Origin of the sequence: Bifidobacterium pullorum DSM 20433 (assembly GCF_000771405.1) — a bacterium.
Lineage (GTDB): Bacteria > Actinomycetota > Actinomycetes > Actinomycetales > Bifidobacteriaceae > Bifidobacterium > Bifidobacterium pullorum.
The window spans coordinates 1-373 of the sequence record NZ_JDUI01000032.1; the positions used below are offsets into that span (position 1 = coordinate 1).

Here is a 373-nt window from a genome sequence, read left to right on the forward strand (position 1 = left end):
GCGCTTGACCGCGCGCTCCCCGGGCGCCAGCTCGTCGATCCACGCCGCCAGCACCTCACGGCTGGGATACCCCATTTGGCGTATGGTCCTGCTCAGACGCCTGCCATGTGTCAGGTAATGCTCCACCGCCGCGCGCCTCTGACCATCCGTGTACCTCGAATAATGCTCGCCACGACTGGAGGGGATCCCCGTGCGCCGTTCCTCCAGCCAGTCGCGATGCCACATGCGCAACGCCTCCTTGCTGGGATACCCCAGCTCCCGGATCACGTCCGCCGCGCTGTGCTCGTACCGCTCGTACAACTCCGCCGCGCGCCTGCGCTGCTCCCTCGAATACCTCGCCATGATGACGACTCCTCCCGCTCAAGGAGTCCAA

General features: G+C 66.2%; 1 pseudogene. It reads right to left on the minus strand.

What is annotated here, in order from left to right:
• Positions 1–342 (minus strand): annotated as a pseudogene (locus OU11_RS08550) (IS3 family transposase); the annotation flags it as partial.
• Between the last annotated feature and the right edge of the window lie 31 nt (positions 343–373).